Source organism: Xanthomonas sp. GW (genome assembly GCF_014236815.1).
Taxonomy (GTDB): domain Bacteria; phylum Pseudomonadota; class Gammaproteobacteria; order Xanthomonadales; family Xanthomonadaceae; genus Xanthomonas_A.
Genome location: NZ_CP051189.1, coordinates 239,826 through 266,211 on the forward strand (window position 1 = coordinate 239,826; position 26,386 = coordinate 266,211).

General features: G+C 69.8%; 26 protein-coding genes. 19 read left to right on the forward strand and 7 right to left on the reverse strand.

Annotated features, from left to right (window positions below; genetic code table 11):
• Positions 1–8: 8 nt before the first annotated feature.
• The 3 genes from HEP73_RS01040 (at position 9) to HEP73_RS01050 (ending at position 1,690) form a co-directional block, all read left to right on the forward strand.
• Positions 9–299 (forward strand): HigA family addiction module antitoxin, encoded by a 291-nt coding sequence (locus HEP73_RS01040; protein WP_179571181.1) that lies wholly within the window; start codon positions 9–11, stop codon positions 297–299.
• A 148-nt stretch (positions 300–447) separates the two neighbouring features.
• Complete coding sequence (trhA, locus tag HEP73_RS01045) at positions 448–1,110, forward strand: PAQR family membrane homeostasis protein TrhA (RefSeq protein WP_185821791.1); 663 nt, start codon at positions 448–450, stop codon at positions 1,108–1,110.
• Between the two features lie 127 nt (positions 1,111–1,237).
• The gene (locus HEP73_RS01050) at positions 1,238–1,690 is read left to right on the forward strand and encodes a hypothetical protein (RefSeq protein ID WP_185821792.1); all 453 of its coding nucleotides are present in this window, start codon (positions 1,238–1,240) and stop codon (positions 1,688–1,690) included.
• A gap of 186 nt (positions 1,691–1,876) precedes the next feature.
• Here the strand turns inward: HEP73_RS01050 and HEP73_RS01055 are convergent, their stop codons facing one another.
• The 3 genes from HEP73_RS01055 to HEP73_RS01065 form a co-directional block, all read right to left on the reverse strand.
• Positions 1,877–2,296 (reverse strand): BA14K family protein, encoded by a 420-nt coding sequence (locus HEP73_RS01055; protein ID WP_185821793.1) that lies wholly within the window; start codon positions 2,294–2,296, stop codon positions 1,877–1,879.
• A 220-nt stretch (positions 2,297–2,516) separates the two neighbouring features.
• The gene (locus HEP73_RS01060; RefSeq protein WP_185821794.1) at positions 2,517–2,810 is read right to left on the reverse strand and encodes a DUF2388 domain-containing protein; all 294 of its coding nucleotides are present in this window, start codon (positions 2,808–2,810) and stop codon (positions 2,517–2,519) included.
• 182 nt (positions 2,811–2,992) lie between these two features.
• Positions 2,993–3,184 carry a hypothetical protein gene (locus HEP73_RS01065; RefSeq protein ID WP_185821795.1) on the reverse strand — a complete coding sequence of 64 codons (192 nt, stop codon included), beginning with the start codon at positions 3,182–3,184 and terminating at the stop codon, positions 2,993–2,995.
• 224 nt (positions 3,185–3,408) lie between these two features.
• Between HEP73_RS01065 and HEP73_RS01070 the strand changes: the two genes are divergently transcribed.
• Complete coding sequence (locus HEP73_RS01070; RefSeq protein WP_221899366.1) at positions 3,409–3,630, forward strand: Rossmann-fold NAD(P)-binding domain-containing protein; 222 nt, start codon at positions 3,409–3,411, stop codon at positions 3,628–3,630.
• Between the two features lie 36 nt (positions 3,631–3,666).
• Here the strand turns inward: HEP73_RS01070 and HEP73_RS01075 are convergent, their stop codons facing one another.
• Together HEP73_RS01075 and HEP73_RS22520 are read right to left on the reverse strand one after the other, a co-directional pair.
• Positions 3,667–4,578 (reverse strand): hypothetical protein, encoded by a 912-nt coding sequence (locus HEP73_RS01075; protein ID WP_185821796.1) that lies wholly within the window; start codon positions 4,576–4,578, stop codon positions 3,667–3,669.
• A gap of 138 nt (positions 4,579–4,716) precedes the next feature.
• The gene (locus HEP73_RS22520) at positions 4,717–5,220 is read right to left on the reverse strand and encodes a lysozyme inhibitor LprI family protein (protein ID WP_255423623.1); all 504 of its coding nucleotides are present in this window, start codon (positions 5,218–5,220) and stop codon (positions 4,717–4,719) included.
• Between the two features lie 466 nt (positions 5,221–5,686).
• Here HEP73_RS22520 and HEP73_RS01085 point away from each other — a divergent pair, with 466 nt between their 5' ends.
• From HEP73_RS01085 to HEP73_RS01135, 11 genes are all read left to right on the forward strand, one after another.
• Positions 5,687–6,589 (forward strand): DUF4424 family protein, encoded by a 903-nt coding sequence (locus HEP73_RS01085; RefSeq protein ID WP_185821797.1) that lies wholly within the window; start codon positions 5,687–5,689, stop codon positions 6,587–6,589.
• Positions 6,590–6,755: 166 nt separating this feature from the next.
• Entirely contained in the window at positions 6,756–8,165 is a 1,410-nt protein-coding gene (locus HEP73_RS01090) for an MFS transporter (protein ID WP_185821798.1), read from the forward strand.
• Positions 8,166–8,488: 323 nt separating this feature from the next.
• Positions 8,489–9,304 carry an EcsC family protein gene (locus HEP73_RS01095; protein ID WP_255423624.1) on the forward strand — a complete coding sequence of 272 codons (816 nt, stop codon included), beginning with the start codon at positions 8,489–8,491 and terminating at the stop codon, positions 9,302–9,304.
• 221 nt (positions 9,305–9,525) lie between these two features.
• Positions 9,526–10,611 carry an alpha/beta hydrolase gene (locus tag HEP73_RS01100; protein ID WP_458309667.1) on the forward strand — a complete coding sequence of 362 codons (1,086 nt, stop codon included), beginning with the start codon at positions 9,526–9,528 and terminating at the stop codon, positions 10,609–10,611.
• Positions 10,612–10,767: 156 nt separating this feature from the next.
• Positions 10,768–11,643, forward strand: coding sequence for an NYN domain-containing protein (locus HEP73_RS01105; protein WP_185814815.1), 876 nt, complete (start codon positions 10,768–10,770; stop codon positions 11,641–11,643).
• Between the two features lie 59 nt (positions 11,644–11,702).
• Positions 11,703–12,305, forward strand: a complete 603-nt coding sequence (locus HEP73_RS01110; RefSeq protein WP_185821799.1) for a DUF938 domain-containing protein — start codon at positions 11,703–11,705, stop codon at positions 12,303–12,305.
• A gap of 186 nt (positions 12,306–12,491) precedes the next feature.
• Positions 12,492–13,508 carry a glycosyltransferase family 2 protein gene (locus tag HEP73_RS01115; RefSeq protein WP_185821800.1) on the forward strand — a complete coding sequence of 339 codons (1,017 nt, stop codon included), beginning with the start codon at positions 12,492–12,494 and terminating at the stop codon, positions 13,506–13,508.
• Positions 13,509–13,518: 10 nt separating this feature from the next.
• Complete coding sequence (locus HEP73_RS01120) at positions 13,519–14,256, forward strand: hypothetical protein (RefSeq protein WP_185821801.1); 738 nt, start codon at positions 13,519–13,521, stop codon at positions 14,254–14,256.
• Positions 14,247–15,434, forward strand: a complete 1,188-nt coding sequence (locus HEP73_RS01125; RefSeq protein ID WP_255423625.1) for a glycosyltransferase family protein — start codon at positions 14,247–14,249, stop codon at positions 15,432–15,434. The genes HEP73_RS01120 and HEP73_RS01125 overlap by 10 nt, the downstream gene beginning before the upstream one ends.
• Positions 15,431–16,345, forward strand: coding sequence for a fatty acid desaturase family protein (locus HEP73_RS01130; protein WP_185821802.1), 915 nt, complete (start codon positions 15,431–15,433; stop codon positions 16,343–16,345). The genes HEP73_RS01125 and HEP73_RS01130 overlap by 4 nt, the downstream gene beginning before the upstream one ends.
• A gap of 301 nt (positions 16,346–16,646) precedes the next feature.
• Positions 16,647–17,426 (forward strand): hypothetical protein, encoded by a 780-nt coding sequence (locus HEP73_RS01135; protein ID WP_185814821.1) that lies wholly within the window; start codon positions 16,647–16,649, stop codon positions 17,424–17,426.
• Positions 17,427–17,741: 315 nt separating this feature from the next.
• Here the strand turns inward: HEP73_RS01135 and HEP73_RS01140 are convergent, their stop codons facing one another.
• A complete protein-coding gene (locus HEP73_RS01140) occupies positions 17,742–21,449 on the reverse strand; it encodes an indolepyruvate ferredoxin oxidoreductase family protein (RefSeq protein WP_185821803.1) in 3,708 nt (1,235 codons plus the stop codon).
• A 190-nt stretch (positions 21,450–21,639) separates the two neighbouring features.
• On the opposite strand from HEP73_RS01140, the gene HEP73_RS01145 reads away from it, so the two are divergent.
• Entirely contained in the window at positions 21,640–22,248 is a 609-nt protein-coding gene (locus HEP73_RS01145) for a tetratricopeptide repeat protein (protein ID WP_185823246.1), read from the forward strand.
• Positions 22,249–22,570: 322 nt separating this feature from the next.
• Entirely contained in the window at positions 22,571–23,485 is a 915-nt protein-coding gene (locus HEP73_RS01150; protein WP_185821804.1) for an AEC family transporter, read from the forward strand.
• 126 nt (positions 23,486–23,611) lie between these two features.
• Here the strand turns inward: HEP73_RS01150 and HEP73_RS01155 are convergent, their stop codons facing one another.
• Complete coding sequence (locus tag HEP73_RS01155) at positions 23,612–25,105, reverse strand: AAA family ATPase (protein WP_185821805.1); 1,494 nt, start codon at positions 25,103–25,105, stop codon at positions 23,612–23,614.
• Positions 25,106–25,228: 123 nt separating this feature from the next.
• On the opposite strand from HEP73_RS01155, the gene HEP73_RS01160 reads away from it, so the two are divergent.
• Positions 25,229–25,861 carry a ParA family protein gene (locus HEP73_RS01160; protein WP_185821806.1) on the forward strand — a complete coding sequence of 211 codons (633 nt, stop codon included), beginning with the start codon at positions 25,229–25,231 and terminating at the stop codon, positions 25,859–25,861.
• 15 nt (positions 25,862–25,876) lie between these two features.
• The gene (locus HEP73_RS01165) at positions 25,877–26,353 is read left to right on the forward strand and encodes a SixA phosphatase family protein (protein ID WP_185816444.1); all 477 of its coding nucleotides are present in this window, start codon (positions 25,877–25,879) and stop codon (positions 26,351–26,353) included.
• The last annotated feature ends 33 nt before the right edge of the window (positions 26,354–26,386 follow it).

Consider the following 26,386-nt stretch of genomic DNA (forward strand, 5'->3'; position numbering starts at 1 on the left):
GAGCCGCCATGAAGACCCTGCCCAACATCCACCCCGGCGAAGTCCTGCTGGAGGAATTCCTGATCCCGCTGGGCATCAGCCAGAACGCACTGGCGCGCGCCGCCGGCGTGCCGCCGCGCCGCATCAACGAGATCGTGCTGGGCAAGCGCAGCGTCAGTGCCGACAGTGCGATCCGGTTGGCGGCCGCGCTCGGGACCAGCGAGCGCTTCTGGCTCGGCCTGCAGGCCGACTATGACCTGGAACAGGCGCGGCGCGCGCTGGGTGCGCAAGCGCGCAAGATCGAACGCATCGCGGCGTAGCCGCCGCCATGCGCGCGGCCGTTGCCGCCGCGCCGCACGGCTGTAGCGGCCGGCGGCCGAGAAAGCCGACTGATCGTCGCGGCCAGCGCGTATCCTGTGCTCCCCCCTCGCGCAGCGGCGCCGTCCCCCGACGTGCCGAAGACTCGCCTTGTCCGTGCCTGCCCCCGCTCCCGCCGCCCATTACAAAACCGCCGGTGCCCGCCGCGCCGACCTGATCGTGCACGCCGCCGGCCTGCTGCTGTCGATCGTCGGCGGCGCCATGCTGATCTGGCGCCCCCACGCCAACCACGCGCTGCTCCTGGCCACCTGCGTCTACGCACTGGGGATGCTGGTGATGTTCGCCTGCTCGGCGGCCTACAACTTCGCCACGCCGCAGCGCCAGCCGATTCTGCGCAAGCTCGACCACGCCGGCATCTTCGTGATGATCGCCGGCTCCTACACGCCGCTGTTCGTGCTGGCGCTGTCTGGCGCCTGGGTCTGGTCGATGACCCTGGCGGTGTGGGGCGTGGCGCTGTTCGGGGTGTTCGCCAAACTGTTCCTGCCCGGCATCAGCAAGGGCTTCTGGGTGGCGATCTACCTGCTGCTGGGCTGGGCCGGCATCGTCGCGATCAAGCCGCTCATGGCCAGCCTGGACAGCGCCGTGCTGTGGTTCATCGCCGCCGGCGGCATGTTCTACACGGTGGGCGTGGGCTTCTACGTGCGCAAGTCGATGGTCTACAACCGCGCCATCTGGCACGCGCACGTGCTGGGCGGCGCGCTGTCGCACTGGTGCGCCATCTGGTTGTGCCTGCAGCCGTTGCAGACGGCCTGAACCGGCGGGCAAGGGCGAGCGCCGGCGGCGGCATGCGTCCTCCCATCGCCGCGGCAATGGCGACGTTCAGCCGCCGACCGTAAGCTCGGCAGTTGCCATGGCGATGCATGGAAAAGGATCGATCTCGATGTGCAATGCCGCGCGTTTCGTCGTTGCCGCCGCGCTGCTTGGCGCGGTCGCGCAGGCGCATGCCCAACAGGTCGACCCCGCGCCCGCCGCGGCCAGCCCGCCGCAGCAGGACATCCAGACCCTCGACGAAGTGCGCGCGCTGCCGCCGGACGTGGAGCAGCCGCTGGACCTGTATCGCTTCAAGAATCCGGTCAGCGCCCAACCCAACCGCTTCGACAAGGATTGGCGGCCACCGCCCTCGGTGGAGCAGGTCAGCCAGGGCGGCGGCTACATCGCGCTCGGCGTCTATTACGTTGCCGGCAAGGTCGCCAAGGGCCTGCATACGCTCACTGGCGCGCCGGACCAGGTTCAGGCGGCGGTCGCCCGCCCGCCGCCGTTGAGCGATGCGCAGATCCGCCGCGCCGCAGAGATCTGCGACGCGCAGAATACGGACTGTGCTGGGCAGCAGTGAGCGTGTCCCGGATGGTGCTAGCAACGGTCTGGGCCGCTCGCCGGATGAGGCCGCTCATCCCGTAGAAAATTGCGCTGCTGCACTTCGTTATTCGACCAGGCCCGCGCGCGTTGCGCTCACCTGGCATCGAGAAGCCTGCCCCGCGTTCTGCGCCGCTTGCGCAAAACGCGGGCAGGCGCTTGCCGCTTACAGCGAGCAGCGCAGGCGGCGGCCGCGATGGACGAAGGTGTCGGTGCGCGCGTCGTAGCTGCGGTAGCGCTGCTGGCAGGTGCGCACGTGGCGATACCAATCGTCGTGCCGCGCGCGGTGCGCGGGCGGGTTGCCCGGACGCGGGCCCCACTTGGGATCCCAACGCCCATAGCGCTTGTCGTCCGGGCGGTCGTCCCTGCGGTGGTCGTCGCGGTGGTCGCCGGGCCGATCGTCATGGCGGTTGTCGTGCCGCGCTTCGTCGCGGCGATCCGTGCCCAGTTGGCCCGGCCGCGGCGGGTCGTCGTGACGGCGGCCGTCGTCGTGGCGGTCCTGGGGCGGGACCTGGTCCGCGCCTGCAACGGCAGGAAAGCCGGCGGCCAGGGCGCAAGCGAGCACAACGCCAAGCATCTTGTTCATTCGATTCTCCATGGGCGGGTAACGCACTGCGTGCGATCCGGCGCTGACGCTACGCGCACCGGTACGTTGACGCCGTGATGCCGTCCGTCCGTGCAGGCGGGCGACCGCCTGGCGAACTTGAGCGACCTGCGAATAGAGCTTGGCTGGCGGGTAGCCAGGGTCGAATGGCGGCCGGGATGCCGGATGGAGTTGCCGCCGGACGGCAGTCGCCAGCCAGGTGTCAGCGGGCGAGGATGGCCTGGGCCAGTTGCAGGTCGCTGGCCTGGCGCGCGCCCGGGTCGCGTTCGCGCAGCGCGCGCAGCGCCGATTCCAGTTGCGCGCCGCGGATGCGGCCGTCGCTGGCGACGAAGCTCGCGGCATCGTCGCGCGCCTGCAACACCACTTTGTCGTCGCCGGAACTGCTGCTGCCGGCCGAGGACGCGCCGGCAGAGCTGCCGGCGAAGCTGGAGGCCTGGGCCAGCATCGGCAGGGACAGGCTCGCCAGCAACGCGCCGGCCAAGGTGATCTTGTTCATGGATATCGCTCCAGGGTGGGTGCAGCGTGTTGCCGGCGCTCGGCGCCGGACGTTCCGACATCGCCGCAGCGGATGGCTGCAGCGACCGTATCATCGCGTCGAATGGCGCTGCGTGCTGCAGCGATCCGATATGCGCTGGGATGGCGCCGCTCGCATGCGCCCGTTACCGGGCGCCGGCGCGTTCAATCGCGTCGACCGCAACGGTCCGAGCGACTGCGCGACAGCATCGCGGCGATCGTGTGCAGGCGCCGGCTCATCCAGCCGGCTGCCGGGCGCACGCGCGCCGACGGGATCTCCGGAAGGTCGAACAGCGCCTGCTCACCCGGACGCAATGCGGGTGAGGAAACAGAAGGAGTGGGATGGTGCGGCTTCATGGGGGAGGCCTGGCGGGGGTGGCAAAAAAGCACTGGGGGGGACGAACAGCACAACACGATGCAGCATTGTTGCTACGCGGTAGCGACGGGTCAGCGCTGCCGTCGTTGCCTGCTCGGAAGGCTATTCCAAATAGCTTGTATAAAAACCAAACTGTACGGTTCTATTATTTGGCGGCTGTCTGTTGTTGTCAACACGAAACCCAGCAAGCAGTTCAGCTCGCGGTGTGGCGTTCGGCGACATCGCTGCGGCCATCGGCCTGCACCTGCAGTTGCCGGTGCGCTCGATCCTGGCCGAGGCAGCGCCGGCGCAGTTCGGCTGGAAGGCGCGCTTCGCCAGCCAGGACGTCCCCACTTCCAGCGCATGGACGCGCGAACGGCTGGGCTGGCAGCCGACCGGCCCGAGCCTGCTGCAAGACCTGGACAGCGCAGGCTATTTCGCCGGTTAAGCCGATCGCGAGTAACGTTTACCCGCGTTGCCGACCTCAGCCGCAGGCCCAGTCGAACTGCATGTCCTTGAAGTCCAGTTGCGCGTTGCCGCCGCCGAAGTTGTAGCCGCCGAAGTCCTCTTCGAACCCGATGTAGTAAGGGCTGAATTCCGGCACGTTCTGCACCGGGCGCATGGTGCCGCCGAGGTGGTTGGCGGCGTGGCCGGCGGCCCAGTCGTGTTCGCGGTAGTTCTCGGTCGCGATCTCGCCGTCCAGCCAGTAGTGGAAGGGTTGATAGTCGCCATCGCCGGGCGTGTCGCCGAAGTATTCCCGCGGCGGCCTGCCGGCGTTGGGATCGTTGGCGCGCGCGCTCAGCTCGAACGGGCGATGGACGATGTGCGGGTCGCGCGCTTCCGGCAGTGGTATATCCCGCCGCTCCCACGCAGCGAAGCCGGCTGCCGCCCCGGCGCCTAGCCACTGCGGCACGGCCAACACGTGCTGCAGCGGACTATCCACCAGCGCCGGCGGTGGGCACGGCGGGCCATCGGCTTCGTCCTGGCTCAGCAGGATCACCGCGTAGGCGCAACCCAGGATGTCGCGCATCCGCCACAGCCGCGGATGCGCCTGCCGCGCGCGTTCCCAGAAGGGCAGCAGTGCCACGTCGTCCGGCGGCAGCGGGCTTGGCGCATCGATCACGTCCTCCATGCCATCCGGTCCGCCGATCGGGCCGCCGTCGTTGTGATCCAGCGACGTGGCGAAGAACGACAGTGCCACCACGTCGGAACCATGCACGCGATAGTCCGCCGGCAGCCGCAGGGTGAAGCCGTGCAGCATCGGATAGCCGCTGTGCGGATCCAGCGGCCATTGTGCCGGGCGAATCCCGGGCGGCAGGCCGAAGCACCAGCCGTCGCTGTCGTGCGCCGGTGGGCCGCTTTGCCAGTCGCCCAGAGTGATGTCGTAGGCCTGCATCGGGTGCTCCGGAGGTGGGGCGGAATTGCGCGAAGCAGATCGCGTGCACTCACCATGCCGGGATGCGCCGCGCAGCGTACTGACCACATAGTGCATGCTGCAGCGCCCACCGAATCGGGCGCTGCGCATTTCTCTGCCTCAGGGGTTTATGCGCGTGTATTTCTCCAACTCGTTGGCGCGCGAGCTGACCCGCTCCAGCGCGGCTTCTGCGCTCTGCAGGGCGGCCGCCTGGCCGTGGCCACCGAGTGCCTTGTCCAGATCCCTCGCCTGCGCGTCGGACTGCAGCCAGGTGTATTGCGCATCCATCAGCGTGGCCCGGTCGCGGCCTCCGAGCCGATAGCGCAGGGTGTCGTAAGCCTTGGTCATGCGCTGTTCCTGCAGCCTGCGTTCGCGCTCGATGCAGCGCTGTTGATCGTAGACGCCGCTGGCCTGCTTGCGGCAGTCCAGGTAGGCTGAGGACAGGCCCTTGGAAGACTCGGCGTTCGCCGACTGCTGCTGTTGCTGCTGGAGTTGCAGTTGCTGAAGCTGTTGGAGCTGCTGCTGTTGTTGCATCTGTTGCTGCTGCAGTTGCAACTGTCGCTGTTCTTGGTCCTGCTGCGCGCTCGCTTCGGCGCTGGCCGCCGCAGCGGCCAGCAACACCACCCACAACAGCCAGCTGCGCTTGTTTTCCCTGGTACCCATGCGTCCTTCCCCTTGTCTCGTATCCATGTGCGGAGACAGCTTTACAAGCCTGCAGTTAATGTTTCGCTAAGGATACGGCGCGCAGCGCCATTGGCGATGCCGGATCCGGAAGCCTGAAAATGGTATGGACTTAGAGATGAGGCGCACGGATGCCGATGTAGCGTGGCTATACTTCGAGCGCTTTTTCGTCTCGCGACCCTCGATCGGCTCAGGACCACGGATCGGTTCGTGTGCGCTCACTGGATGCGTCCCCGTAGTGTCATGACTTCCAAACTCCCGCCACTCCGGCTTCCTCGTTGCGCGCCGCGCTGACGGTCCTTGCCGCCGCGCCGCCGCCTTCCTGGACGCAGGTGAAGGCGATTGCTGGTCTAGACAAGCGGCTGTGTGACTGGCGCATTTGCCTCCTTTCTTCGAACTTATCCTACCCATGGCACCAAAATCCCTGCTGGTCCGCACCCTGTTCGCTCTCGTGCCGCTGTTCGCGGCCACCGCCCATGCCAACGACAGCAGCTTCGGCGATGCCAACGGCACCATCCAGCTGATCCAGCAGCCGGATATCCGCATGAGCAAGGAGGCCTTGTTCATCAGCGAGGACCTGGTGCGGGTGGACTACGTGTTCACCAACACCAGTGCGCGCGATCTGGTGGTGCCGATCGCGTTTCCGATGCCGCCGATGTACTTCGGCATGGCCGACCACAGCAAACTGACCGAGTTCAAGCTGTGGGTGGACGGCAAGCCGGTGCGTACCGAGCGCAAGCTGGTGGCGCAGCTGGAGAATGGGACCGACGTGTCGCGGCAGTGGGCGGCCAGCGGCTGGAGCAGCGACGACCTGGCCAGCTACACCGAATCCGGCGAGACGCCGAAGGGCCGCAAGCCGCTGCCCAAGAGCTGGTTCGACCCGGATGGGCAGCCGCTTTTCACGCTCAGCGAGTATTTCACCTGGCAGCAGCCCTTTGCCGCGGGCAAGGCGGTGTCGATCCGTCACAGCTATGCGCCGAGCCTGGCGAGCGGCGTACCGCAGCCGGCCAGCGAGTTGATCCGCGACTACGCCAAGGACACCTGCATGGACGCCGGCGCGCAGCAGAGCGCGCGCCGCCGCGAGGGCGAGCAGGGCCTGCAATGGAGCAACCTGCGCTACATCCTGTTGACCGGCAACAACTGGAAGGGGCCGATCCAGGACTTCCACCTGACCCTGAAGAAGCGCGCGCCGAGCGACATGCTCAGCCTGTGCTTCGACGGCGCGCTGAAGCGCACCGATCCACTGACCTTCGAATTCGAGCAGAAGGAGTTCGTGCCGAAGCAGGATCTGAACGTGCTGTTCCTGCACTAGTTGGCTGACGCTGCGCGCGGGCCGAAGCCGACGTCCCGCTGAACGCGAGCCGGACTGCGCCGGCAACCATCGCCGCTTGCGGTAGCGGATACGCAGGGCAATCGGGCAGCATGCGCCAGCGCCGACGGTCGAGGCCGTCGGCGACCCTTTTCGCCGGTGCATGCCCATGCTCGATCCTGTCGCTGCTCGTTCCGATTCCGTCGCGCTGGTGGCCGCGCGCATCGATCGCCTGCCGGCCACGGCGACGCTGTGGCGCCTGGTCGCGCTGCTGGCGCTGGGCGGCTTCTTCGAACTGTACGACCTGTTCCAGACCGCCTACATCAGCCCGGGCCTGCTGCGCGACGGCATCTTCGCCACCGGCGCGGCCGGCGCGTTCGGAATCGCCGACCAGGCGGCGTTCGCGTCGGCCACCTTCCTGGGCCTGTTCCTCGGCGCCAGCCTGCTCAGTCCGTTCGCCGACCGTTTCGGGCGGCGTCCGGTGTTCACCTTCGCGCTGCTCTGGTACACCGCCGCGACCGTGGCTATGGGCCTGCAGAGCACGGCGTTGGGGGTGATCGGGTGGCGCTTCGTGGTCGGCATCGGCCTGGGCATCGAGCTGGTCACCATCGATACCTATCTGTCCGAGCTGATGCCCAGGCACATGCGCGGGGCGGCCTTCGCGTTCGCGTTCTTCGTGCAGTTCCTGGCGGTGCCGGCGGTGGCGGTGAGTGCGTGGGCGCTGGTGCCGCATGCGCCGTTCGGGGTCAGCGGCTGGCGCTGGGTGGTGCTGCTCAGCGGCACGTTCGCGGTGGCGATCTGGTGGCTGCGCCGGAGCCTGCCCGAATCGGCGCGCTGGCTGGCCGCGCAGGGCCGGCATGCCGAAGCCGACGCCGTGCTGCGCCAGCTCGAGGCAGGTTGCACGGCGGACCTGGGCCGCGCACTGGACGCGCCACAGCCCGAACCGCAGCTCGCCACCACCGCGGCGACGCAGGGGCGTTTCGCCGCACTGTGGAAAGTGCCTTACCGGCGCCGCGTGGCGATGCTGGTGGCGTTCCATGTGTTCCAGGCGATCGGCTTCTTCGGCTTCGGCAACTGGTTGCCGGCGCTGTTGTCGGCGCAAGGCGCGGACAGCGTGCACGGGCTGGGCTATGCGTTCGCGATCTCGCTGGCCTATCCGCTGGCGCCGCTGCTGTTGCTGCGTTTCGCCCAGCGCTGGGAGAACAAGTGGCAGGTGGTGTGGTCGGCGCTCGGCGCGGTGCTGTTCGGCGCGCTGTTCGCCTGGCAGACCCAACCGCTGGCGATCATCGCCTGCGGCGCGGCGATCACCTTCTGCAACGCCTGGATGAGCTTCGCCTACCACGGTTACCAGGCCGAACTGTTCCCGACCGCATTGCGCGCCCGCGCGGTGGGCTTCTGCTATTCCTTCAGCCGCCTGTCCACCGCCGGCAGCAGCCTGCTGATCGGGCTGTTGCTGGAGCGCGCCGGCAACCGCGGCGTGCTGGCCTTCATCGTCGCCAGCCTGCTGGCGGTGGCCGGGATCATCGGCTTCTTCGGCCCGCGCACCCGCAACCGCACGCTGGAGCAGATCGCAGGCTAGGGCGTGTCACCGATTCCGGAGTAGGTCGCGTTGGGTCTGTCAGGTCGCCAGCCGGTGCTGCGTGGCGCAGCGCCTGACTGGCGGTCAGGTCAAGCCGCGCGGCGCCGGCTGGCGGCCTGACAGGCCCAACCCGCAGGGCCGCTCTTGTGCGCCCTCGGCGCACGTCATCGCCTGGGTGGAACCACGCACAAGAGTGGCGCGATCTGCTCGGGGATTGATGACGCGCCCTAGGGCGCCGTGTTCCCGGTCTCGTCATCTGCTCTCGACAGCATCGCGGCGGCGGCCGGTGCATGCTGTGCGTTCCCACGCCACGACTCCTGGCCATGACCTCCAATCTCCCCGTTCCCGCCATGGATGCCGCCGACCACCGCGATCTGGCCCAGGCGCACGCGCTGCTCGAACATCCCGGCCTGGCGGCGAAGATCGCCAATACGGTCGGCGCGCCGATCGAGGATCTGCTCAGCAAGCGCCTGCCGAAGGCGCTGTCCTCGCGGATCGACGCGATCAGCCATCGCGCGCTGCGCATCGCCTTGCGCTCGGCGCTGCTGACCCTGCGTACCCAGGCACCGGGTGCGGCGCGGCCGCGCCTGCATGGTGTGGCGGTGGCCGCCACCGGTGCCGCCGGCGGTTTCTTCGGCCTGCCCGGGTTGCTGGTGGAATTGCCGCTGACCACCACGCTGATGCTGCGTTCGATCGCCGACATCGCCCGCGCCGAGGGCGAGCGGTTGGACGATCCGGCGACCACCCTGGCCTGCCTGGAAGTGCTGGCGCACGGCGGCCGCAGCGCGCGCGACGACGGCAGCGAATCGGGCTACTTCGCGGTGCGCACGGCGATGGCGCAGCAGCTCAGCGCCGCCGCGCAGTACATCGCCGCGCACGGCATCGGCAGCAAGGGCGCGCCGGCGCTGGTGTCGCTGATGTCGCGGATCGCGGCGAAGTTCTCGATCACGGTCAGCGAGAAGCTGGCCGCGCAGGCGGTGCCGCTGGTCGGCGCGGCCAGCGGCGCGCTGCTCAACACGGTGTTCATGGCCCACTTCCAGGCCATGGCGCGTGGCCACTTCATCGTGCGCCGGCTGGAGCGGCGCTACGGCGAGGCCGCGGTGCGGCAGGCCTACGAGGCGTTGCCGGCGTCGGCATAAGCCAGGGCGACGTGCTTCCCGGCACGGATTGACCACGCTGTAGCCGTTGTGCGTTTCCTGCCTGAAGACGGGCGGGCGCGCGTTGGCATTGCGCGCAGCGTCGCCTGCGTTCGGCGGGATCGCGCAAAGCCACGCGCGTTCGCCGCCGGTATCCTTTGCGCTCGATCGCCGCCTGGGAGGGCGTGTACGTGACGGGATACCTGCGCAAGACGACACCGGCGCTGTTCGCGCTGCTAGCGAGCCTGGCGGCTCCGGTGGCGATCGCCGCCGAGGCTGCGGCGCACGACGGCATCCGCCACATGCCCGCATTCGACCTGCCGCTGTCGCCGTTCCTCAGCCCGCAAGCGCAGGCGGTGGCGCGCGACGGCATGGCCCATGGCGATCCCTTGGCGAAGATGGACAACGCCACGCTGGCGCGCGAACTGCCGCGCATCCGCGCCGAGACCGAGGCCTGGGCGAAAGGCGTGGTGGAGCCGCTGCGCGAGCGCTATGGCGTGAAGATCACCACCGCGACCTGGAACGGCGTGCCGGTGACGCTGGTGCAGCCGCGCGCTGCGTCGCCGGCGCAGCGCCAGCGGCTGTTGATCGAACTGCACGGCGGTTCTTTCGTGATGGGCAGCGCCGCCTCGTTCGGCATGATGGAGGCGATTCCGGTGGCGGCGATGACCGGCGTCACCGTGGTCAGCGTCGACTACCGGATGGGGCCGGAACACAGGTTTCCCGCGGCCAGCGAGGATGTGGCGACGGTGTATCGCGAAGCGCTCAAGCGCTATGCGCCGCAGCACATCGGCCTGTTCGGTTGCTCGGCCGGCGGCGTGCTGACCGGCGAGTCGCTGGCCTGGTTCGCCAAGGAGAAGCTGCCGATGCCGGCCGCGGCGGGCATGTTCTGCGCCGGCGGCGATGCGCGTTACCGCGGCGATTCGCGCTATGTGGTGGCGGCGGTGAACGATGCGCCGCTGCCCGATGTGCAGGGCGCGCTGCCGATCATGGAGGACCTGTACTACGGCGCAGACGTGGATTTCCACGATCCGCTGGTGTCGCCGGTGTTTTCCGATGCGGTGCTGGCGCAGTTTCCGCCACTACTGTTCATCACCGGCACGCGTGCGGCCGAGCTGAGCAATGTCGCCTACACCCATTCGCGGCTGGTCGATCTGGGCCGCGAAGCGGATCTGCACGTGTGGGACGGCATGGGCCATGCGTTCCATCTCAATGACGCGCTGCCCGAGAGCCAGCAGGCCTTGCGGGTGATCGCGCGCTTCTTCCACAAGCATCTGCAGTTGCCGCCCGCGCCTGCGGCAACGCCCTGACAGCGGGATCGCGCCTGGCGACGCGGCGACCGCCGCCATTCTTCGAGACTGGCCGCCGCTGTGCCGGAGTGGCACAGTGGGGCCTGGCGCCGAGCGCGCCGGCGTCACCACGCTGCGCTCGGCGCCGCCGCTTTCGTTTCCACGCAGGTCCTTGCCATGAAAACCCGTTCCAGATCCGAGACCGACGACGACCAGCCGCGCCTGGCGGTGCTGATCGATGCCGACAACGCGCAACCGTCGGTGATCGAAGGCTTGCTGGCCGAAGTGGCCAAATACGGTGTGGCCAGCGTCAAACGCATCTACGGCGACTTCACCAGCACGCGCATGACCCAGTGGAAGCAGGCGCTGCTGAAGCACTCGATCAGCCCGGTGCAGCAGTTCGCCTACACCAGCGGCAAGAATGCGACTGACAGCTCGCTGATCATCGACGCGATGGACCTGCTGTACACCGGCCGTTTCGACGGCTTCTGCCTGGTCTCCAGCGACAGCGATTTCACCCGCCTGGCGCAGCGCCTGCGCGAGGAGGGGCCGACCGTGTACGGCTTCGGCGAACGCAAGACCCCGGATGCGTTCGTGCAGGCCTGCGACAAGTTCATCTACACCGAAGTGCTGCGCAGCGAGGCGGCCAGCCCCGAACCGTCCAAGCCGGCAGCGGCGGTCGCCAAACCGGCGCGCAAGGGCCGCAAGACGCCACAAGGTGCGCAGGCTGCGCAGACGGCCAAGCCCGAGGCGACGGCCGTGGCCGCAACCACGGCGGCGCCCGCTGCGCCGGCCGATGCGAAGGCCGCGCCGCTGTCGGCACCGCTGAAACTGCTGCGCCAGGCGATCGAGGAAGCCTCCGACGACCAGGGCTGGGCCGGACTCGGCAGCGTCGGCAGCTATCTCAACAAGGTGCGCCCGGATTTCGATCCGCGCCTGTACGGGCACAAGAAACTCAGCGACCTGCTGCGCCGGCTGTCGGCGCAGTTCGAACTCGAGGAGCGCGGCAACGAAGGCGGCAGCAAGCGCATCTTCGTGCGTTCGCGCAGTTGACCGCGACCCGCCTGCGCGCGGCCGTGGCACGCGCGCAGGCCACACCCAGGCGATGAGCGATGAACGATAGACCCTACGCCCCCTCCTGCGACCGCAATCGCGACCCGATCCTGCAGGTGCTGCAGCGGCATTTCGCCGATCGCCGCCATGTGCTGGAGATCGGCAGCGGCACCGGCCAGCACGCGGTGCATTTCGCCGCCGCCTTGCCGCAGCTGACCTGGCAATGCAGCGAGCGCGCCGAGCACCTGCCCGGCATCGCGCAATGGCTGGACGCGGCGGCATTGCCGAACACGCCGCCGGCCTTGGCCCTGGACGTGCAGGAGGGGCCATGGCCGAGCGCCGGCTACGATGCGGTATTCACCGCCAACACGCTGCACATCATGGGCTGGCCCGCGGTGCAGGCGTTCTTCGCCGGTGTCGGCACGTTGTTGGCCGACCGCGATGACGGCACGCTGGCGGTGTACGGGCCGTTCAATTACGGCGGCACCTTCAGCAGTGACAGCAACCGCGAGTTCGACGCCTGGCTGAAGGCGCGCGATGCCGCGAGCGGGATCCGCGACTTCGAGGCTGTCGCCGCGCTGGCGCAGGCGCAGGGCCTGGTGCTGCAGGAGGACGCGGCGATGCCGGCGAACAATCGCTGCCTGGTGTGGCGGCGCGGCTGAGTCCGCATTAACTCGTAAAGGCGCGTTCGGTTCCTGCCGCGGCACGGCGCCTGCGCAGCGGGCACCGCGGTTCCCCGGTATAGTCGCGCTGCGATTTCAGGGACGCTGCCGTCCCCTCCCGTTCGAGCGCGCAGGCCATGCGGTCGTGCGCGGCGCGGGCCATGGACGCCTACCGGGACTTGTTCGATGTCGATGCTCATTGCCGCACGCAGCGCCCTGGTCCTGGAGACCAACAATCTGCGTGGCGGGGACGCGGCGGCGGTGCGCGCCGAGGCGAGCCTGCAGCGGGTCATGCGCGCCTTGGCCGCGCAGAGCGTGCCGCTGGACGCGCTGGCGCAACTGATCGTGACCCACGATGGCTTGAGCGAAGCGGCCTGCGCGGCGCTGGTGGCGATCGCCGGGCGCCCGATCGGGTTCGTCTGCATCGACGCGGCGACCGGCTATTACGACGCCAAGAACGCCGGCTTCGCCGCCACCGATCCGCAGCGCTGCGACTATGTGGTGTTCGCCGACGCCGACTGCCTGCCGGATCGCGAATGGCTGGCCGCACTGTTGCAGCCGTTCGCGCAGCAACCCGCGCCGGCGGCGGTGGCCGGCCGCACCAGCTACCGTGCCGACGTGCTCGGCACCGCGCTGACCACGCTGGACTTCATGTACTTCCCTAGTCCGTTGCAGGCGCAGGCGACGCGGAACTTCTATGCCAACAACGTGGCGTTCCGGCGCGAGGTTTTCGCCCAGCACGCTTACCAGCCGCTGGACGGCGTGTACCGCGCGCACTGCCAGGTGCTGGGGCTGCGCCTGCAGGCGGCCGGGGTGGCGGTGCACTACGCGGCGCAGGCGCACACCGTGCACCGGCTGCCCGATACCCGACGCGAGGCACTGCAGCTGCGCTGGTGGCGCGGCCAGGACACCTTGGGCCTGACGCCTCACCTGGTGCGCGCCTACCTGCCCGGTGCGCTGCATTGGCTCGGCCGCAGTGGCCCGCTCGGCCCGCTGTGCGTGCTCGCCTCGCGCCTGTGGTTCAGCGTGGGTGCGTTGAACCGGCAGAACCTGCCGCCGCTGCGCGGCCTGCGTTGGTGCGCGGCGCTGCTGCTGATCGCCGGCTTCTCCGCGGTGGACATGGCCGGCGCGCTGGCGCGCGGACTGGGCTGGCGCCGTGGCGGCCAGGCCGATGCGCAGGCGCTGTCCTATCACCGCGCGTGAGCGGCAGCCGGTGACGGCGCTGCCCGAGGGCGAGGGCGCCACCATCGCCACCCTGCGCGACCTGGAGCCGCCGCCGCTGCACGGCCCGCTGCGCTGGCAGGCGTGGCTGGTCGATCGGATCAAGCGTGCCGCGCTGCGGCAACTGCATGCCAGCGTCGCCGGCGAACGCCTGCTGCTGCGCATGTACCTGATCGGCGAGGAAGCCACCGAACTGGCGTTGCAGCGCGAAGTGCCGGTGCAGCGGCCGGCCTGGCTGGTGCCGCTGATGGACCGGCACCTGCAGGAAGAGCAGTGGCATGCGCAGGCGTTCGCCGCCGCGCTGGCCGCGCGTGGCGACCTGCAGCCCTCGCGCCGGCCCGATCCACTGAGCAGGCGCAAGATCGCGCAATGGCATCGCCTGGCCGAGCGCTATGCCGGCGCCTTCGCGCAAGGGCTGCTGGTGCCGGCGTTCGCGATCGGGCTGTGCGCCGAGCAGATGGCGTCGCGGGTGCTGCAACGGCATTGCGCGACCTTGCCTGCCGAGCATGCGCTGCAACCCTTGCTGAGCCGGGTGCTGGGCGACGAACAACGGCACGTGCGGCAGTGCCGGCAGATCCTGCAGCGGTTGGTGAGCGCGCAGGAGCAGCCGGCGTTGAGCGCCTTGCTGGCGCAGGTGCGGCGGATCGACCGTGCCTTCGGCGTCAGCGGCGCGCTGGGCATGTACCTGGCCGGGTTGCTGCTGCGCGTGCGCGGCGCAGTGTGGCGCTGAGCGCGCCGCGGCTGTTGTACCTGGCCACCGCCGATGCGCGCGGGCACCTGATGCGTGCGCAATTGCTGACCCACGCGCTGCGCGCGCAGGGCGCGCACGTGGATGTGCTGACCACCTCCGAGGCGGGTGTGCAGTTCCTGCGCCGCTTCGGCATCGAAGCCGCGCTGCTGTCGCCGCGCTACGCCGTGCAGTTCGATGCGCGGCAGAACATGCGCGCGGCCGCGACCGACGCCAATGTCGCCGCCTACCTGCTGCACCCGGCACGGATGCTGCGCGACATCCTGCGGCTGCGGCGTTGCCTGCGCGGCGTTGACCTGATCCTCAACGATTCGTTCCATCCGGCCTTGCTGGTGATGGGCATGCTGCCGGGCTGGCGGCGCAGGATCGTGCATGTCTATGGCGCCAGCCTGCGCGCGGCGCTGCAGGGGAATTTCGACGGGCGCCTGCCGCGGCGGGTGGCGGCGCTGTTCGCGCGGCTGATCGGCTGGCAGATCGACGCGGCGGCGGGGCAACTGGAGCACGATTTCGCGCAGCCGCGGCTGCAGGCGTGCGGCCGACGTTTCCGCCTGCCTACCCCGGTCGCGCTGGCCGCACCCGCGATGCCAGGTGCGCCGCCGCAGGCACCGACCGCGGCGGTGTACCTGAATCCGCACTTCCGCGATCCGGCCTTGGCGCAGGCGCTGGAGCAGGGCCTGCAGCGTGCCGGCCTGCACAGCCACCGGGTCGGTGAAGGCTATGCCGATCGCGCCGGCTGGGTGGGCGAGGATCTGCAGTGGATCGCCTGCGCTGCCGCCAGCACGCTGCTGGTTTCGGCGCCGGGCATGGCCGCGCTGTCGGTGGCGCAGGTGTATCGGCGGCCGATCCTGCTGCTGCTCACCGAGCAGCCCGAACAGCAGCGCAATGCGCGCCGCGCTGCGGCCTGCGGGCTGCCGCACCGGACCGTGGTGTGGCGCGGCGATGGCGAGGCGTTCGCGCTGGCGGTGGCAGTGGCCTGCCGTGCGCTGCAGTCCGAACCGCTGCCGCCCGCGCCGGAGCCGGCCCCGCTCGATGCGCCCGCGCGGCTGCAGCTATGGGTGCAACTGATCCTGGCGCTGGCGCGTGGGCAATGCGTGTCGAGCGCCGATGCTGCCGTTCCCGCACCCGCTCCCGTACCGCTGCGGCAGGAGCAGGGCGCATGATCGCTGCCTTGCCGCCGGCATTGCGCCGGCTGAGCCCGTGGCGCAGCGCGCTGGCCTTGGCATTGGACTGGGCAATGATCGCGCTGTGCTTCGCCGCGGCGATCCGCTATCCGCACCCGCTGGTGTATCTGCTGGCGGCGCTGCTGGTGGCGCGCACCCAGTTGGCGCTGGCGGTGATGATGCACGAGGGCGCGCACGGCCTGCTGGCGCGGCGGCAGACGCACAACGACCGGTTGGCGCAACTGTGCGCGGCCGGGCCGTTGTTCCTGTCGCTGTTCGCCTATCGCCAGGGTCATCTGCAACACCACCGCGCGCCGATGGCCGACGACGATCCGGTGGCCATCGTGTTCGGCATTGCCGATTACCCGGTCTCGCGGCGTCGGCTGGCGGCGCGCTTGCTGCGCGATGTTACCGGCATCGGCTACGTGCTCGCCGTGCGCGATGCGCTGCGGCGGCGCCGCGCGCGTGCTTCCGAGTCCGGCGCGTCGGCGCCGGCCGGCCATCTGCCGTTGGTGCTGGGCTCGATCGCGGTCAGCAACGGCGTGCTGCTGGGGACGCTCGCCGCGCTCGGCCACGCAGGGCTGTACCTGGGCCTGTGGCTGCTGCCGGCGCTGACCTTCCTGCAATTGTTCGCGCGCATTCGCGCCATCGCCGAACATGCCGGCTATCCTGCCTGCGCCGACCAGCGCCGCAACGCCCGCAGCATCGTCCGCCGCAGCTGGCAGACGTTCTTCTGCGGGCCGCACGCCATTCACTATCACATCGAACACCACCAGCACGTGCGCGTGCCGTTCTACCGTCTGCCGGCGGTGCATCGCTGGATGCACGCGCACGGGCAGTTGCCTGCAGCCAATCTGTATCGTGGCTACGGCGCGGTGCTGCGCGAAGTCAGCCGCGGCCCGGCGGCGTGATCGGTGTGCGATGCAACGTGCGGCGCGTGGCGCGTGCAGCCGATGCAGTGCATGTGGCAGCGCACCGATACGGCGATGGTCGCGTTTGCACGGAGCCTGCGGGTAGTGGATGCACCGCAGCATGGCGTTGCCGCGCCGCCGCCTGCCGAGGCGACGTTGCGGGCACGTGAGGACGGGGGCGTGCAGCCTCATCGCGCGCTCACCCCGGTGGCACGAGGGATTAACCGGACGTTCGCCACTGTGCGACCACCACGGGCCGATGCAGATGGCCGGTGATCCCATCAACTGCGGAGCGTTCCCAATGAGCAGCAACAACGAAGCACGCGATCTGAATCGCGATCCCATCTCCGGCACGCCGGGCTCGCATCCGGTCGGCGTCGGCATCGGTGGCACCGCGGGTGGCGTTGCCGCCGGTGCGTTGGCCGGTACCGTGTTCGGACCGCTCGGCACGCTGATCGGCGCCGCGGTCGGCGTGGTCGCCGGCGCCGCCGCGGGCAAGGGCGTGGCCGAACGCATCGACCCCACCGGCGAGGCCGAATACTGGCGCGAGGAATACCGCAACCGCGACTACGTGAAGTCCGACTACGACTACGAGCGCGATTACGCGGCCGCTTACGGTCTTGGCCTGCAGGCGCGCGAGCAGTATCCGACCCGCAGCTGGGAAGAGAACGAAACCGAGTTGTCGCGCGACTGGGGCACGCGCCGCGGCGAATCGCGCCTGGAGTGGGAAGACGCGCGCCTGGCGGCACGCGATTCCTGGCAGCGCGCCGACACCACCTATCGCACTTACGAAGACAGCGACCGCTACTACGCCGAGCGCTTCGACCGCGTCGACTACCGCGATCCCGATGCCGGCTACGACGACTACCGTCCTGCCTACCGCTACGGCATCCAGGCGCGCAGCCGCTATCAGGACCGCGACTGGGACGACCGCCTGGAATCGGATCTGGAAAGCGGCTGGGAACGCGCCAAGGATCGCTCGCGGCTGACCTGGCAGCAGGCCAAGGCGGCGGTGCGCGAGGCCTTCCATTCGGACCGCTACGGTTCGGGCCGCGGCACGCCGACTGATCCGCGGGTTTGATAGCGCAGTGAGGTGACCCTTGCAATCGCGCGGGCGTAGTCGCAATCGCCCGCCGCGATCAACGCGCTTCGCTCTGTCCTCTAGAACGCTGCCGGCACGATGCCGGCAGCGGTTTTTATGGAAAACCGGATGCTTGGCCCGTGCACTGTAGGAGCGGCTTCAGCCGCGACCGCGTTTGTCCGATCGGCGACCTGGTTGACTAGCCGACACACAAAAGGTCGCGGTTGAAACCGCTCCTACAAGAGCGTGCGGGGCGCAGTGCAGGAGGAGCTTCGGCCCCAAGCGCCGTTGCTGCGTTGCGCGCGCCTCCATTATTCAAGCCGCCTGCACGATATGCAGCGCCTTCGGATTGCGCCAGGTCGCCAGCAGCCGCGCCTCGCGCTGCTTGGCCTCGTGCAGATGCGCTTCCTTGACGTGGCCGTAGCCGCGGATGTGTTCCGGCACGCTGGCGATCTCCACCGCCAGCGCCAGATTGTCCGTCGCCAGCCGTTCCAGCAGTTCGCCCACGGTGCGTTCGTAGTCGGCGATCAGCTGCCGTTCGCCGCGGCGTTCGGCGCTGTAGCCGAAGAGGTCGAACGCGCCGCCGCGCAGCACGCGCAGCTTGGCCAGCCACTTGAACGCGGTAAACATCCACGGCCCGTACTCGCGCTTCAGCGCGCGGCCTTGCGCGTCTTTCTTGGCCAGCAGCGGTGGCGCCAGGTGGAAGCGCAGCGAATAGGCGCCGTCGAACTGCTGCTGCAGCTGGCGCTGGAAATCGCCGCTGGTGTACAGCCGCGCCACTTCGTATTCGTCCTTGTACGCCATCAGCTTGAACGCGTAGCGCGCCACCGCCTCGGTCAAGGCGGTGGAACCGGCGGCGACGCGCTGCTCGGCCTCGCGCACGCGTTCCACCAGCGCGGCGTAGCGCGCGGCGTAGGCGGTGTCCTGGTAATCGACCAGGAACGCGCGGCGGCGCGCGACCAGTTCGTGCAGCGAGCGCGACAGGCGGGTGTCGTCTAGCGGCGCGTGACCGGTGTCGGCGGCATCGCCGGCGGCGGGCAGGTCGCGCGCCTGGCGTGCGTTTTGCGGATTGCGCGGCGCGGCGCTGGCGCCGCCCTCGTGGCCTTCCCACTCGCCGGGCGGCAGCTGCTGCAGCCGTTGCGCGGCGGGTTCGGCTCCGGCGGCGACGCTGCTGGGCATGCCCGCGGCCTGCTGCACCGCGGCCAGGTCCAGCGCCGCCAGGCGGCCCCAGGCGAAGGCCTGCTGGTTCATCGTCACCGCGGCGCCGTTGAGTTCGATCGCGCGCATCAGCGCGTCGTGCGACAGCGGCACAAGACCTTGTTGCCAGGCGTAGCCGAGCATGAACAGGTTGCTGGCGATGGCGTCGCCGAGCAGCGCGGTGGCCAGTTGCGTGGCGTCGAGCAGCAGGGGTTCGCGCCCGCCCAAGGCCAGGCGCACGCCGGCGATGATGTCGGCCGCGGGGAACTGCATGTCCGGATGCGTGGTGAAGGTGCCGGGCATCGCTTCGTAGGTGTTGAGCACCACCTGCGAGCGGTCGCCGCGCACCTTGGACAGCGCCCAGTAGTCGTTGACCACGACCATGTCGCAGCCCAGCACCAGGTCGGCCTCGCCGGCGGCGATGCGCACCGCGTGCAGGTCCTCGGGCTGGCGCGCCAGGCGGATATGGGTGGTGACCGCGCCGCCCTTCTGCGCCAGTCCGGTCTGGTCGAGCACGCTGGCGCCCTTGCCTTCCAGGTGTCCGGCCATGCCCAGCAGCGCGCCGATGGTGACCACGCCGGTGCCGCCGACGCCGGTGATCAGGATGTTCCAGGGCTGCGCCAGGTCGCTGCGGAACACCGGCGGCGGCAGGTCCTGCAGCAGCGTGGCCGCGTCGGCCTTGCGGCCCTTGCGCAGCGCGCCGCCATGCACGGTGACGAAGCTGGGGCAGAAGCCGGAGACGCAGGAGTAGTCCTTGTTGCAGCCGGACTGGTCGATCTGGCGCTTGCGCCCGAACTCGGTTTCCTTCGGCAGCACCGACACGCAGAAGCTCTTCTCGCCGCAATCGCCGCAGCCCTCGCAGACCAGCGAATTGACCAGCACGCGCTTGGCCGGATCGGGCAGCTTGCCGCGCTTGCGCCGGCGCCGCTTCTCGGTGGCGCAGGTCTGGTCGTAGATCAGGATGCTGGTGCCCTTGACCTCGCGCAGGCGCTTTTGCACCGCGTCCAGCTCGCCGCGGTCGTGGAACTCGACCTCGCTGGGGAACTGCTCGCGGCGCCGCGTCCACTTGCCGATGTCGTCGCTGACCAGGGCGATGGTGTGCACGCCTTCGGCACGCATCTGCCGGGCGATGTCGGGCACGCTCAAGGTGCCGTCCACCGGCTGCCCGCCGGTCATCGCCACCGCGTCGTTGTAGAGGATCTTGTAGGTGATGTTGACGCCGGCGGCGATCGACTGGCGGATCGCCAGCGAGCCGCTGTGGAAATAGGTGCCGTCGCCCAGGTTCTGGAACACGTGCGGGGTGTCGGTGAACGGCGCCTGCCCGGCCCAGGTGACGCCTTCGCCGCCCATGTGGGTGAAGGTGTCGGTGGAGCGGTCCATCCACGTCACCATGTAGTGGCAGCCGATCCCGCCGAGCGCGCGCGAACCCTCCGGCACCACCGTGGAGGTGTTGTGCGGGCAGCCGGAGCAGTAATGCGGCACGCGCGGGAAATTGGCGCGCGGCAGGGCCATCTCCGCTTCCTTGGCCTCCATCCAGCGCAGCCGCTGCTCGATCGACTCGGTGTTGAAGAACCGCTGGATGCGCTTGCCGATCACCGCTGCGATCGTCGCCGGGGTCAGCTCGCCGGTGGACGGCAGGATCCACTCGCCGGCCTCGTCGTACTTGCCGACGATGCTCGGGCGCGGCCCGGCGCTGGCCGGCCAGTTGTAGAACTGCTCCTTCATCTGCCGCTCGATGAAGGCCTTCTTCTCCTCCACCACCACGATGTCGTCCAGGCCCTGCGCGAACGCGGCGATGCCGATCGGCTCCAGCGGCCAGGTCATGCCGACCTTGTACACGCGGATGCCGATGTCGCGGCAGGCGCGTTCGTCCAGGCCCAGGTATTCCAGGGCCTGCAGCACGTCCAGGTAGCTCTTGCCGGTGGTGACGATGCCCAGCCGCGCGTGCGGCGAATCCATCACCGTGCGGTCCACGCCGTTGGCGCGGGCGAAGGCCTGCGCGGCGCGCACCGCGTAGCGGTGCAGGCGCATCTCCTGATCCAGCGGCGGGTCCGGCCAGCGGATGTTGAGCCCGCCCGACGGCAATGCGAAATCCTCCGGCAGCACGATCTGCCGCGCGAACGGATCCACTTCCACCGAGGCCGAGGATTCCACCGTCTCGGCGATGGTCTTGAAGCCGATCCAGCGCCCGGTGTAGCGGCTCATCGCCCAGCCGAGCAGGCCCAGGTCGAGGATGTCCTGCACCCCGGCCGGGTTGAGCACCGGCATCATCGCGCTGACGAATTCCTCTTCCGAGCCGTGCGGCAGAGTCGAACTGCGGCAGGCGTGGTCGTCGGCGGCCAGCGCCAGCACGCCGCCGTGGCGCGAGGTGCCGGCGGCGTTGGCATGCTTGAACACGTCGCCGCAGCGGTCCACGCCCGGGCCTTTGCCGTACCACATCGCGTACACGCCATCCACGCGCGCGCCGGGGAACAGGTTGGTCTGCTGCGTGCCCCACACCATGGTCGCGCCCAGGTCCTCGTTGAGGCCGGGCTGGAATTTCACGTTGGCCGCGTCCAGGTGCTTGCGCGCGCGCCACAGCTCCAGGTCGAAGCCGCCCAGCGGGCTGCCACGGTAGCCACTGACGAAGCCGCCGGTGTTGAGTCCGGCGGCGCGGTCGCGCAACTGCTGCATCAACGGCAGGCGCACCAGCGCCTGCACGCCTGAAAGATAGATGCGGCCGTCGGTGCGGGTGTACTTGTGCTCCAGGGTGTAGCCGGCGTCGACGCCGGCGGCGGCCGGCACGGCGAGGGAGGACGGCGGACGCGGATCGGCGATGCGGTTCATGGCTTGCCTGGAGATGGAAGGCTGGCGCGCGCGCGGCGCAGGCCGGGCACGATCCCCCGATTGTATCAGCGGCATTTTGTGCGCCCGCCCCTCGCCCCCGGCGGCGGACGCGGTTAGGATGCGGATGGGGGAGGGGACCACCTCCAAGGGGTTGTCAGCAGTGAATGCACATAAATACGCACTGGCCGCGATGCTGGCCTGGGTGGGCACGGCCGCGGTCGATGCGCACGCGCAGGCCTTGCCGGCGCCGAAGGAGTTCTATTTCGACCAGGACCGCAGCACCACGCGGCCGGTGGCGGCGATCGCCGGCAGCGGCGAGGCGCTGGTCGATCGTCTCGCCAGCACCGTGCAGCGCGATCCGAACGCGGTCGAAGCACGCGCGCAGTTGGCGGCGATCGCCATGGCCGGCGGGCGCCGCGAACTGGGCGAAGAGCTGTACCAGACGGCGCTGCGTGCCTTGAGCGCCGGCGCGCAGCGCCGCCAGATCGAGTGGAACTACGGCTGGGACCTGTTGCGCGCCGGCGATCCGGCGCGCGCGCTGGCGCAGTGGAGCGGCCTGGTCAACGGACGTCCCGCGGCGCCGGACTGGGTGCCGCCGACGCTGGCGCTGGTGCTGTGGCGGCTGGATCGCAAGGACGAGGCGGTGAAGTGGTACGCCGCCGCCGTGCGCACCTGGCCGGACCAGTGGGGCGCCGGCGCCGATTTCGCCAAGCTGCTGCCGGCCTGGCGCGACGACGAACGCGCCAGCCTGGCCGACGTGCAGGCCGCCTGGCAGGCCAAGCCGCCCGCCTGGCCCTGAGCTGCGCTTGTCCTGGCGCTGTGGCCTGAGTCGCCGCCACCGTTACAGCTAGGGATGGCGTGGCTGGGTCACTGCAGCAGGGTCTTCGGCTCGACGGTGTGCGCGATCGTCATGTGCATCGCTCCGTTCGTCGCGGCTGAAGCCGCTCCTACAGGGGCTTGCGTCAAGCTGGCCGGGTGCACTGTGGGAGGGGCTTCAGCCCCGACGCGGGAACGTTGCGTGCGCTAGCACCGTCGTGCCGCACGGTGCATTCGGCCTCGACCGACTAAGCGGCAACCGCATGCGATGATGCCCGCGGACCCGCCACATTCCCGTTGTACCGATGGCTTTCGACGCGTTCGCCCTGATCCTGGCCATGTTGGCGCTCGGCATGCTGTTCGCGCGCCTGCGCGTGTTGCCGGTCAACACCACCGAAGTGCTCAACGGCGTGGTGCTGTACCTGTGCCTGCCGGCCTCGGTGCTGATCTACGTGCCGCGCCTGCAGTTGAACCTGTCCCTGCTCGGGCTGATGCTGACTCCGTGGCTGCTGGCCGGCGTCACCGTGCTGGCGGTGCTGGCGCTGCGCCGGCCGCTGCGGCTGCGCCGCGAGGAGCACGCCGCGTTGCTGCTGTGCGTGGGCCTGAGCAATTCCAGCTTCATCGGCTATCCGATGGTGCGCGCGCTGCTCGGCGAGACGGCGCTGCCGTATGCGGTGGTCTACGACCAGTTCGGCACCTTCGTGCTGCTGTCCAGCTTCGGCCTGTACGTGCTGGCCCGCTACGGCGGCGAGACCCCGCCGTCGCTGCGGCAGACGCTGCTGCGCATGGCCCGCTTCCCGCCGCTGTGGGCGCTGGCGTTTGCGTTGACCCTGATGCCGGCGCAGCCACCGGCGTGGATCGCCTCGGGCCTGCAGCATCTGGCCGATGCGATGCTGCCGCTGGTGATGCTGGCGGTGGGCTTCTCGATCCAGTTGCGGCTGCCGCGCGAGGAGCTCAAGCCGCTCGCCGCGGGCCTGCTGCTGAAGCTGCTGCTGTTGCCCGCCCTGGCCTGGCCACTGTCGTGGGCGCTGGGCCTGCGCGGACAGGCATTGCAGGCCAACGTGCTCGAATCGGCGATGCCGACGATGATCACCGCTGCGGCGCTGGCGATCTCGCACCGGCTGGCGCCGCGGCTGGCGGCGGCCTTGGTCGGTTACGGCATCCTGCTGTCGCTGGCCACGCTGCCGGCATGGGCGTGGCTGCTGGGGGCGCTGGGCTGACGCTTTCCGTTTCGGCGTGCGCGATCGCGAGTCGGGCGCCGTAGGCGGCGCTAGGAGGGCACTACAGGCAAAACCCGGCTCGAGGGTGAAGCACCTTCCGCAGCTAGACAGAACCCAGCCGGCCACTCAATCCGCCGGCACCGTGCGCTCGCGCGCCCACTCGCGCAGCGCCTGTACCTGTTCGGCCATCATCACCGACAGCGGCCGCGTGCCACGCAGTTCCTGCATCAGCAGCTCGGTGTCCAGCGGCCGGCTCTCGGCATGCGCCGCATACAGGCCGGAGACGATGGCCTGCTCGATCTCGGCGCCGGAAAAACCGTTCGCCGCGGCGGCCAGCGCCGGCAGCGCGAAGTCGTCCTCGCGCAGTTTGCGCCGCGCCAGGTGCAGGCGCAGCAATTCCACCCGCGTGTCGGCATCGGGCAGGTCGACGAAGAAGATCTCGTCGAAGCGGCCCTTGCGCAATAGTTCCGCCGGCAGTTCGTGCACCTGGTTGGCGGTGGCGACGATGAACACGCCGCCGCCAGCGGCGGTGCCGCCGCGCTCGGCCATCCAGGTCAGCAGGTAGCCGAGCACGCGCCGCGACACGCCGCCGTCCTCGCCGCCGCTGGCCAGGCCCTTCTCGATCTCGTCGATCCACAGCACGCACGGCGCCAGTTGCTCGGCCGCGGCCAGCGCGCCGCGCAGGTTCTTCTCGGTCTCGCCGTGGTACTTGTCGTACAGCGAGCCGAAGTCCAGGCGCAGCAGCGGCACGCCGAAGCCGGCGGCGGTGGCCTTGGCCAGCATCGACTTGCCGCAGCCCTGCACGCCCAGCAGCAGCACGCCCTTGGGCGGGTCCAGCCCGGGCGGGGCGGCGCCGGCGAACACCGCGCGGCGTTGCTCGATCCAGCGCTTGAGCCGGCGCGCGCCGGCCACGTCGGCGAAGCGGGTGGCGTCGTATTCGTAGTGCAGGTGACCGCTGCGGTTGAGCAGCTCGAACTTGAGCTTGGCCAGCTGCGGCAGGTCGGCGGCGTTGAGCGCGCCGTCGGCGTAGATCAGTTGGCGGGCGATGCGACGCGCGTCGATCAGGCTCAGCCCCTGCAGGTTGCGCACGACCTGCTTGACCGCTTCGCCATCCACCTCGACCCGGCGCCCGCCGAACTCGCGCGCGTAGCCGGCGGCCTCTTCCTGCACCATCTTCAACAGCGCGTTGGCGTCGGGCAGGCGCGGGTTGAAGCGCGTGGCCAGCGCTTCCAGCTCGGCCGGCAGCTCGATCCTGGCGCCGATCAGCACCAGCACGTGCGGCTGGCAGTGGCGGCGCTCGACGATGTCGCGCAACAGGCGCTGGTGGCTGGCGTAGCCCAGGTACGGCACCACGTCCAGCAACAGGTAGATGCCGCGCTGGTCGGCCTGCTTGATCGCCTGCAGCACCGCGCTGGCGTCGGGCGGGCCGCTCGGCTCGTCCTCGCGGTCCAGGTCGATGCGGCGCAGGCCTTCGGTGATCGACCAGCGGTACAGCGCGCGCCAGACCTGCATCAGCGCCTGCCGGAACAGCGCCACGATGCGCGCCTCCTCCTGGGTCTCGATGACGATCAGGGGGGTGTTGGCGCGGATCAGCGCGGTCAGGTCCTGCAGCTCGCTCATGGGCGATCCGTTGCCGTGGGGCCGCCACGATAGCAACGCGCCGCCCCGCCCGCTACGCGTTGACTACCGGCCAACATGGGGCCGGTGTACGCTGCGGCCTCTTCTTCCGGAAGCGAGGCGCGCATGAAGACGATCCTGGTGGCCGGCTCCAAGGGCGGCGTGGGCAAGACCACGATTGCCACGCACCTGGCCGCGTACTACGCGCTGGCCGGCAAGCGCACGGTGCTGGCCGATGCCGACCCGCAGGGCTCCTCGACCCGCTGGGCCGAGCGCCGCGCCGGCCTGGACAGCGCGGTGCTGCCGATCGACGCCAGCCGCAAACGCAACTGGCGCGCGGCGCTGCCGGACGACACCCAGCGGGTGATCGTCGACGCCGCCGCCGGCGCCATGGCCGAAGACCTGGCCCAGTTCCTGGACGAGGCCGATGCGGTGGTGGTGCCGGTGATGCCGTCGGCGCTGGACATCGAGGCCACCGTCGGCTTCCTCAATACCCTGGCCAAGGTGCCGCGGGTGCACCAGCGCAAGCTGCCGGTGGGGTTGGTGATCAACCGCAGCAAGCCGTGGACCCACGCCGCGCAACAGGCGCTGGAGATGCTTGGCGGCTGGCCGTATCCGGTGCTGGCGCAGCTGCGCGACAGCCAGGCCTACGTGGTGCTGGTCGGCCTCGGCCGCAGCCTGTTCGACTACCGTTCCGCTCAGGTGCGCGATCACCAGCAGGACTGGGAACCCTTGCTCAAGTGGCTCAAGAAGGCCTGACCGATGACCATCGTCCTGCGTGAAGTGATCCTGCTGCGCCATGCCCATGCCGAGCCGGCCGACACCGGCCAGGCCGATTTCGACCGTCCGCTGTCGCCGCACGGCATCGCCGAGGCCGAGGCCGCCGGGCGCTGGCTGCTGGAGCAGCGGCTGGTGCCCGACTGCGTGCTGTGCTCGCCCGCGCGGCGCGCGCGAGAGACCCTGGAAGCGGTGCTGGAAGTGACCGGCTATGCCGAGCAGCGACTGGAGCCGCGGATCTACGAGGCCACCTCCGGCACCCTGGCCGCGCTGATGGACGAGCATCGCGACGTCGAGCGGCTGCTGCTGGTCGGTCACAACCCGGGCCTGGAGCAGCTGGCGGCGCTGATGCACAGCGGCCAGTCCGGCGACTACCGCGGCATGCCCACCGCCAGCGTGGTGGTGCTGACGGTGCCGCAGGACGCGGCGATCGAGCCGGGTGTCGCCCGACTGACCGCGTTCTGGTGGCCCTGAACGCACCGCGCCGGCGCCTGAGCCCGGCGCTGT

What these genes read in the sequence shown, in the direction of transcription:
- HEP73_RS01040 (WP_179571181.1), top strand. Translation starts at nt 9, where the DNA reads ATGAAGACCCTGCCCAACATCCACCCCGGCGAAGTCCTGCTGGAGGAA.
- HEP73_RS01050 (WP_185821792.1), top strand. Translation starts at nt 1,238, where the DNA reads ATGTGCAATGCCGCGCGTTTCGTCGTTGCCGCCGCGCTGCTTGGCGCG.
- HEP73_RS01055 (WP_185821793.1), bottom strand. Translation starts at nt 2,296, where the DNA reads ATGAACAAGATGCTTGGCGTTGTGCTCGCTTGCGCCCTGGCCGCCGGC.
- HEP73_RS01060 (WP_185821794.1), bottom strand. Translation starts at nt 2,810, where the DNA reads ATGAACAAGATCACCTTGGCCGGCGCGTTGCTGGCGAGCCTGTCCCTG.
- HEP73_RS01065 (WP_185821795.1), bottom strand. Translation starts at nt 3,184, where the DNA reads ATGAAGCCGCACCATCCCACTCCTTCTGTTTCCTCACCCGCATTGCGT.
- HEP73_RS01075 (WP_185821796.1), bottom strand. Translation starts at nt 4,578, where the DNA reads ATGCAGGCCTACGACATCACTCTGGGCGACTGGCAAAGCGGCCCACCG.
- HEP73_RS01085 (WP_185821797.1), top strand. Translation starts at nt 5,687, where the DNA reads ATGGCACCAAAATCCCTGCTGGTCCGCACCCTGTTCGCTCTCGTGCCG.
- HEP73_RS01090 (WP_185821798.1), top strand. Translation starts at nt 6,756, where the DNA reads ATGCTCGATCCTGTCGCTGCTCGTTCCGATTCCGTCGCGCTGGTGGCC.
- HEP73_RS01095 (WP_255423624.1), top strand. Translation starts at nt 8,489, where the DNA reads ATGACCTCCAATCTCCCCGTTCCCGCCATGGATGCCGCCGACCACCGC.
- HEP73_RS01105 (WP_185814815.1), top strand. Translation starts at nt 10,768, where the DNA reads ATGAAAACCCGTTCCAGATCCGAGACCGACGACGACCAGCCGCGCCTG.
- HEP73_RS01110 (WP_185821799.1), top strand. Translation starts at nt 11,703, where the DNA reads ATGAACGATAGACCCTACGCCCCCTCCTGCGACCGCAATCGCGACCCG.
- HEP73_RS01115 (WP_185821800.1), top strand. Translation starts at nt 12,492, where the DNA reads ATGTCGATGCTCATTGCCGCACGCAGCGCCCTGGTCCTGGAGACCAAC.
- HEP73_RS01130 (WP_185821802.1), top strand. Translation starts at nt 15,431, where the DNA reads ATGATCGCTGCCTTGCCGCCGGCATTGCGCCGGCTGAGCCCGTGGCGC.
- HEP73_RS01135 (WP_185814821.1), top strand. Translation starts at nt 16,647, where the DNA reads ATGAGCAGCAACAACGAAGCACGCGATCTGAATCGCGATCCCATCTCC.
- HEP73_RS01140 (WP_185821803.1), bottom strand. Translation starts at nt 21,449, where the DNA reads ATGAACCGCATCGCCGATCCGCGTCCGCCGTCCTCCCTCGCCGTGCCG.
- HEP73_RS01145 (WP_185823246.1), top strand. Translation starts at nt 21,640, where the DNA reads ATGCTGGCCTGGGTGGGCACGGCCGCGGTCGATGCGCACGCGCAGGCC.
- HEP73_RS01150 (WP_185821804.1), top strand. Translation starts at nt 22,571, where the DNA reads ATGGCTTTCGACGCGTTCGCCCTGATCCTGGCCATGTTGGCGCTCGGC.
- HEP73_RS01155 (WP_185821805.1), bottom strand. Translation starts at nt 25,105, where the DNA reads ATGAGCGAGCTGCAGGACCTGACCGCGCTGATCCGCGCCAACACCCCC.
- HEP73_RS01160 (WP_185821806.1), top strand. Translation starts at nt 25,229, where the DNA reads ATGAAGACGATCCTGGTGGCCGGCTCCAAGGGCGGCGTGGGCAAGACC.